We start from the raw sequence: 6971 nt of genomic DNA, 5'->3' as shown, positions 1-6971 counted from the left end.
AAGCAATAAAGTGAAGTAAGTGTGGGAACAACTGCCAGTAAATGTCCGATTGGTTCAACTATCAATCCGAAACCCCGCGGATTGAAGTTTCACTTTATTCATAGTAGAAGAACATGGTGCATCCTTTATATCATCGTTGACCGATATGTCACGATGCGATATAGTCGAGTTGTGACATATCAAGTAGATAGTAGGTGGATGTGATGAAGCGTGAGAAACTGCTGAAAAGTTACATACCAATGACAGAGACAGCTTTTTATATTCTTATTTCTTTAATTGAACCAAGACATGGCTATGGAATCATTAAGCATGTCGAAGAAATAACCAATTATCGAATTCGTCTCGGGTCTGGAACAGTTTACGGTACGTTGACTAAGATGCACCGAGATGGGTTGATTAGTGTTTATTCAGACAGTAAACGCAAGAAGATCTATGAAATTACCCAGAAAGGTCAGAATTTATTACAGATAGAAATACAACGGTTAAAAGAATTGCATGCTAACGCAATAAAGTATGGGGAGGAGCTATTATGATTAGCGTATTCCGTCCATTTTGGAGTTATGATGTAAATGCGACAGAGAATTGGTTAACATATATGGCACAGCAGGGTTATCACTTTGTGAAGTTCAATCGGTTAACAAGACGGTTTTATTTTGAAAAAGCAGGTACAATCATGCAAACACCAACATATTGGATAGAACACGAGAAAAGGGGTAAAGCTGATCTATCGAAAGCATTACAGGAGGATGGCTGGAGACAAATTTATGCAGAGCGAAATTGGCATGTACTGCGTAACGAAAAAACATTACATGATATTACAACACTTCCAGCTAGGGAAGGAATGATACGGAGAAACGATACCCTTAGAAAGTTATTTTTCATACTATTACTCGCCTTGATATTCACTGCCCTTCCACCCGTTTTGTTACTGGGAGTTTCGTTAGTAATGGCTGGTGTGCCACCATCTGTAGAGGGAGGGCCAGGATGGCTATTCACAGCATTAATCGGCTTATCGCTATGGATGTATATTCCATATTCTTTTTTCAAATTAAATCAATCGGTAAAGCAATTAGAAGCGTGCGACGTGTTAGAAAACAAACAGAGGTTGTCGCAAGAAAAGTATACGTCAGACTTTGTAAAATGGAGGTTAGGATGGATATATGCACCTGATAAGTTAGAGAAATGGTTAGAAGCGATGGCTAAGCAGGGGAAGCAGTTCGTAGCAGTTCGTACATTTGGAATAAGATTTTATTTCAAAGATAGTAGGCCGCAGCATATTCGATATTGTGTGGACTACCAGAAAGAGTTAAATCGCGCTTACTTTGATATGCACCTTGGTGCTGGATGGAGGCTAATGCATGCATCAAAAGGATTTATGAATAAATGGTCGATTTGGTCTATGGCCTATGAAGAGGGTGAAGAGTTGCCGCAATTATATAACGATACAGTCCATATGTTAGATCATGCTAAGCGAATTGCATTTTCTCATCTTTTCATGATGCTTCCGATGACTAGCATGTACGTGGTGCTTTTTTCAATGCAGTGGTCAGCGGATATGGGCAAAATGGATTGGTTTATGCTAATTGTTTTTGGTATAGCGGTTATTGAGTTTGCTACCTTTTCGCTTCAATCAGGTCTTTATTATCAACGGATTAGAAAAAGAGTTTCAAAGTTTTTCCCGTGAAGTCTTTACGTATAAAGGACTAACATCTAATCTTCGTGAAATGGAATTACGCATTTAGGGAAGTGGTTATCATCAGGGTTAGTAGAAGAAGCTTACAGTTAACGATTATCGTGTTATCAGGTTATCAACTTTTAACAGGAGATTTGCGTTTCATGCCATTACCTATTTTATTATTAGGATTGTTATTCATCGTAATGGGAATAAACGAAGTGAGAAAAGATAAATTGAATATATGGGGTTATGTTAGCTTCATTACAGCAGCATTTTTGTTTTTTGTGACATTACAGCTGCTACTTAACGTGAATACTTTAAACAAGTAGAGCAAGTACCTATACTTGTTGATAGAATACTTGCTCTGGTATCAAGCTATTTTGCGGTAACAGGGCTGTAATTTCCAGGTACATTATTAACGGAAATAGACAAACGATTCCAGCAATTGATGGTAATAATAAGGGCTACAAGATCAATATATTGCTTTTCATCAAAGTACATGCGTGTCTGTTTATATAGTTTATCAGGCACACCATTTACTGAGATAGCAGTCACAGCTTCTGCTAATGCTAAAGCTGCACGCTCGGTTTCTGTATAAAATGGTGCCTCACGCCAAGCTTGTAAACAATATATCCTTTGCTCGGTTTCTCCTATTGCCCGCGCATCCTTCGTATGCATGTCGATACAAAAAGCACAGCCATTCATCTGTGATACGCGAATTTTAATTAATTCGATTAATTTCAGATCAAACGCTGTTTTTTTCTTGTATTCCTCAAGCTGCACTAGTAATTTGACAATTTCAGGTGACGTCTTCTGATAATTGATTCGTTGTTCCATTCAAAATCACTCCTTTTAAATATTGGCCCTTCACTATATAGACAAAATAGCTAGCTGTTTTGTGACAAAAAAGAGAGAGCTGTGTGTGTGCTCTCTCATTATCAGTGTCTAGGTATTGAAATCCGGTTTAATTTATCCGGATTAGAAACAATATAAATGCGACTTATATTCTTTTGACTTCTATCTAAAGCAAAGGTAATGATTTTTACTGGACGACCATCTTTAACTTGTAAAATACCTTGTTGACCATTGACGATGACAGCGTAAAGTTTCCCACTAAAACTCCCCTTAGAGAAAATTCCTTTAAGGAAAGCTGATACACGGCGCTTATTTAGAATTGGATAGATGGCAGCAAGTACTTTCCCGCCCCCATCTGTAACTAGAACAACATCCTCTGTAAGCACATGAATAAATTCATCAAAATCACCTGTAGTTGTAGCATCAAGGAATGATTTTGTAAGGTTCTCGGCACGATCAGCGTGGTTTGTGTGGGCGGAAAATAAGTCGTTTTGTAATTTTTTCTTAGCACGACTATATATTTTCCTAGTGTTTACTTCTGTTTTATTTATGATATTAGCAATTTCAACATAATGATAGGCCATTGCTTCCTTTAAAACGAACACAGCTCTTTCTGTCGGAGTTAATTGCTCCATTAAAACTAAAAATGCATATGAGATTGCCTCATCTGTAATTACCTTGTCTAATGGCTGCTTGATAAAATGAACTTGTGGTTCAGGTAACCAGGTGCCAGTGTAGGTTTCCCTTTGTGTACGTGCAGATTTTAAAAAGTTAATACAATGATTGGTCGTTGTTTTCGCAAGGTACGATTTGAGATCTTTTATATGAGCCGTTTTTTGGTTCATTTGTAATAAGGAATCATGAACAATATCCTCTGCGTCTGTAACGGAGCCCAGCATTCGATACGCTATGGAAAATAGATAGGGCTGATATTCTTTATACATCTTCTTGAATTCCATTGGAACCTCCCCTTTTTTGTTGGATATAACAGGCAGTAGGATTTCACTTCAAGCGATATAAGTGGGGGAATGACTGTCAGTAAATATCCAATTGGTTTAAAGGTCTTTAGGTCATACTGTTGTAGTATTTAGAGGATAAACAAAACTCCCAACTGATTGAAGTTCACTTTAATGATTTTCTATAGTTTACCGCAGGTTTTTGAGTAGTAAAACCCCAATATTTATTTTACGTTAAGAAGAACATCGTAAAAAAATGTAATAAATGGTCAATGGTAGCGTAATTATGAAATAAGGGGGTTCAAATAACTTCATGAAATAGGCTCAGAGGGAGGGTTAGTCCAATGAGAAAAAAATGGAAGCCATTTTGGAGTTATGATATAAGAAAAATGGAGAACTGGTTGCATGATATGGCATTAGCGGGTTATCGACTGACGAAGATCAGAACGAATAAGCGATTATTTATCTTTGAGGAAGCGCAACATCCTCAGAGGGTTCACTATCATATTGTATATGATAAAGCAATGGATTACCACCTGCCTGAAGCTATACAGAGTGAGGGCTGGGAGGAAGTGTGTCACCAAGGAAATTGGTATGTGCTTGCTAATGAAAAACCAGCAGAAGAACTAAGATGTTATCCAGTGCGTGATGGTATTATTAAGCGAAATCGTAATATTTTATATTTTTATGGTGGAATATTTATTTACCTGCTTCTCACCTCCTTATTATTTTTAGTATTAAGCTGTATTACCATATTTTATTTTGGCGGTGTATTAACATTTGAGGAGAAGCCATTTTGGATAGCCACCCTTACCATCGGAGGTATTCTATGGTTACTCGCTCCGTTTTCAACGATTCGGTTATATAAAACAAATAAACAGTTTTGGTAAAAGAGGTACTTCATACATGGTGCCTCTTTTCTTCTGCTAAGGACATGTAAATGGGAAGATTTTTAGAAGCATATTAGTCACATTGTATGAACAATGCCAATTTGTAATCATATAGTAATATAGCATCACAAAAAAATGATTGACGCAAATCAGAGAATAAGGTTAAAATGTGGTGTATCCTATTAGTAGGAAATTACGTTTTATTCTAGAAAAGAAAGGAGCATTAAAGAACGCTTTTATATGTTTTACAAAGCGCCAGGACTATTCTTTCCGAGCGATGGAAGATAGTTGACGAGGTTGGAGGTTATCGAATTGTTCGGCGGGTGCCTCCCGATTGCTCACCTCCATTGTAACGCTTTTTCTCAAAACAACAAGGTAACTTGTTGGCCAAAGGAAAAAAGCAAGGTGACATACAACAATCACGAGAAAGGGGCAGCACAACGCCCCTGTAACAATAAATTATTGGTTCGTTTGTCTGCCCCTTTATATAAGGAGGCCACAAACATGTGTGGAATTGTAGGTTATATTGGACAAAATGACACGAAGGAAATTTTATTAAACGGACTTGAAAAACTGGAATATCGAGGGTACGACTCTGCTGGTATTGCAATGCTTAATGATAATGGAATTAATCTTTTTAAAGTAAAAGGACGTATTGCCGCGTTAAGACAACGTGTAGATAGCTCTGTTCATGCAACGATGGGAATCGGCCATACCCGCTGGGCAACACATGGTGTGCCAAGTGAAGAGAATGCACACCCACACCAAAGCGCGTCTGGAAGGTTTACACTAGTTCATAATGGGGTTATTGAGAATTATCAGGATATAAAAAGAGAATACCTACAAGCTGTTGATTTTGTTAGTGAAACGGATACGGAAGTCATTGTTCAGCTTGTTGAACAATTTTTTGCAGAAACAAACGATACAGCAAAAAGTTTTCGTAAAGCAATGAGTCTATTAAAGGGGTCATATGCGATTGGCCTGATTGATAATGAAGACCATGATACGCTATACGTTGCAAAAAATAAAAGTCCTTTATTAGTTGGTTTGGGCGATGGTTTTAATGTTGTTGCAAGTGATGCAATGGCAACGTTAAAAGAAACAAATCAATACTTGGAGATTCATGATCAGGAAATCGTACTGGTTAATCGGAATTTTGTAGAGGTACAGAACCTGAACGGTAAGGTCCTTGAGCGTCAACCATTTACAACAAAAATTGATGCAAGTGACATCGAAAAGGGAACTTATTCTCATTTCATGTTGAAGGAAATAGATGAACAGCCATTTGTCATGCGCAAAATTATTCATGAATATCAAACAGAGAACAATGAATTAAAGCTTGATGCAAATGTACGTCAGGCTATGAAGGTTTGCGATCGTATTTATATCATTGCAGCCGGTACCAGCTATCATGCCGGACTAGTCGGCAAAGAGTTTATTGAAAAATTAGCGCATATTCCAGTAGAAGTCCATATTGCTAGTGAATTTTCCTATAACATGCCATTACTATCTGAAAAGCCATTGTTTATTTTCATTTCCCAAAGTGGTGAAACAGCAGATAGTCGTGCTGTGTTAGTAAAGATAAAAGAATTGGGACATCCAGCATTGACGATAACCAATGTACCAGGATCCACCCTTTCTCGTGAAGCAGACTATACGTTAAATCTATATGCAGGTCCGGAAATTGCCGTAGCATCCACAAAAGCGTATACGGCACAGCTAGCAGTCTTAGCTATTTTAGCTGTAGATACTGCAAAGGCAAAAGGATTGGATTTAGACTTTGATCCATTACAAGAACTTGCCATTGTTGCAAATGCGATGGAAGTATTAACAGATCAAAAAGAGGCAATTGAAGATTTAGTCCGTGAATATCTAGGAACAACACGGAATGCCTTCTTCATTGGCCGTAGTACCGATTATCATGTATGTATGGAAGGTGCATTAAAACTGAAGGAAATCTCTTATATTCAGGCAGAAGGCTTTGCTGGAGGAGAATTAAAACATGGCACCATTGCTTTAATCGAAGAGGGTACACCAGTTATTGCCCTTGCTTCACAAGATAATGTGAACTATTCCATCCGTGGAAACGTGCAAGAAGTAGTTGCTCGCGGAGCCAATGCATTAGTGATTAGCATGAAGGGACTTGAGCAGGATACGGATGCTTTTGTTATCCCACATGTACATGAATTATTGACACCACTTGTTAGTGTCGTACCTTTGCAGCTATTAGCATACTATGCTGCACTTCATCGTGACTGTGACGTAGATAAACCACGTAACTTAGCGAAGAGTGTTACAGTTGAATAAGTGAAGGTAAGATATCTAATATAAGGTTTCCCTGTAATTCTTTTTTACAATTTTTGACTTCGCTTTACAACGAAGGGGAAGAAGATAGGGACTATGTATTAAATCTTTCTATGCTATCAATTAGGATCGAGAACGTACCAAAGGTACGCTTTCTCGGTTCTTTTTTTTAAGTTAAGAAAGTATAAAATCAGTGCAATGACTGCGTTAAGCGAAGTAGTTATTTTGAAATGTTTGATGTCTATTGGCAATGCTCCGACTAATTACTTCGCTTTCCGCGGGCACGGCCTC

Annotated in this window: 7 protein-coding genes; 5 read left to right on the top strand and 2 right to left on the bottom strand. The window is 37.8% G+C overall.

Annotated elements, in window-relative coordinates; translation table 11 throughout:
• Positions 1 to 203 precede the first annotated feature (203 nt).
• The 3 genes from Q1A47_RS19540 (at position 204) to Q1A47_RS19530 (ending at position 2004) form a co-directional block, all read left to right on the top strand.
• A complete protein-coding gene (locus Q1A47_RS19540) occupies positions 204 to 533 on the top strand; it encodes a PadR family transcriptional regulator (RefSeq protein WP_026679704.1) in 330 nt (109 codons plus the stop codon).
• On the top strand, positions 530 to 1684 hold the full coding sequence (locus Q1A47_RS19535) for a DUF2812 domain-containing protein (RefSeq protein WP_166530647.1): 1155 nt from the start codon (positions 530 to 532) through the stop codon (positions 1682 to 1684). Before Q1A47_RS19540 ends, Q1A47_RS19535 begins: the two co-directional genes overlap by 4 nt.
• Positions 1685 to 1746: 62 nt before the next feature.
• Positions 1747 to 2004, top strand: coding sequence for a DUF3953 domain-containing protein (locus tag Q1A47_RS19530; protein ID WP_299632727.1), 258 nt, complete (start codon positions 1747 to 1749; stop codon positions 2002 to 2004).
• A 46-nt stretch (positions 2005 to 2050) separates the two neighbouring features.
• Here Q1A47_RS19530 and Q1A47_RS19525 read toward each other — a convergent pair whose 3' ends face one another.
• Together Q1A47_RS19525 and Q1A47_RS19520 are read right to left on the bottom strand one after the other, a co-directional pair.
• Positions 2051 to 2512, bottom strand: coding sequence for a carboxymuconolactone decarboxylase family protein (locus Q1A47_RS19525; protein ID WP_026679702.1), 462 nt, complete (start codon positions 2510 to 2512; stop codon positions 2051 to 2053).
• 101 nt (positions 2513 to 2613) lie between these two features.
• Positions 2614 to 3489, bottom strand: coding sequence for an RNA polymerase sigma-70 factor (locus tag Q1A47_RS19520; protein ID WP_026679701.1), 876 nt, complete (start codon positions 3487 to 3489; stop codon positions 2614 to 2616).
• Between the two features lie 341 nt (positions 3490 to 3830).
• On the opposite strand from Q1A47_RS19520, the gene Q1A47_RS19515 reads away from it, so the two are divergent.
• Positions 3831 to 4376, top strand: a complete 546-nt coding sequence (locus tag Q1A47_RS19515; RefSeq protein WP_166530649.1) for a DUF2812 domain-containing protein — start codon at positions 3831 to 3833, stop codon at positions 4374 to 4376.
• A gap of 504 nt (positions 4377 to 4880) precedes the next feature.
• Entirely contained in the window at positions 4881 to 6683 is a 1803-nt protein-coding gene (gene glmS / locus Q1A47_RS19510) for a glutamine--fructose-6-phosphate transaminase (isomerizing) (RefSeq protein WP_026679700.1), read from the top strand.
• Positions 6684 to 6971 lie beyond the last annotated feature (288 nt).

Origin of the sequence: uncultured Virgibacillus sp. (assembly GCF_947495635.1) — a bacterium.
Taxonomy (GTDB): Bacteria; Bacillota; Bacilli; order Bacillales; family Amphibacillaceae; genus Virgibacillus; species Virgibacillus salarius.
The sequence above is the reverse complement of the archived record's forward strand: the minus strand, read 5'-3'. Positions and strand labels throughout refer to the sequence as shown.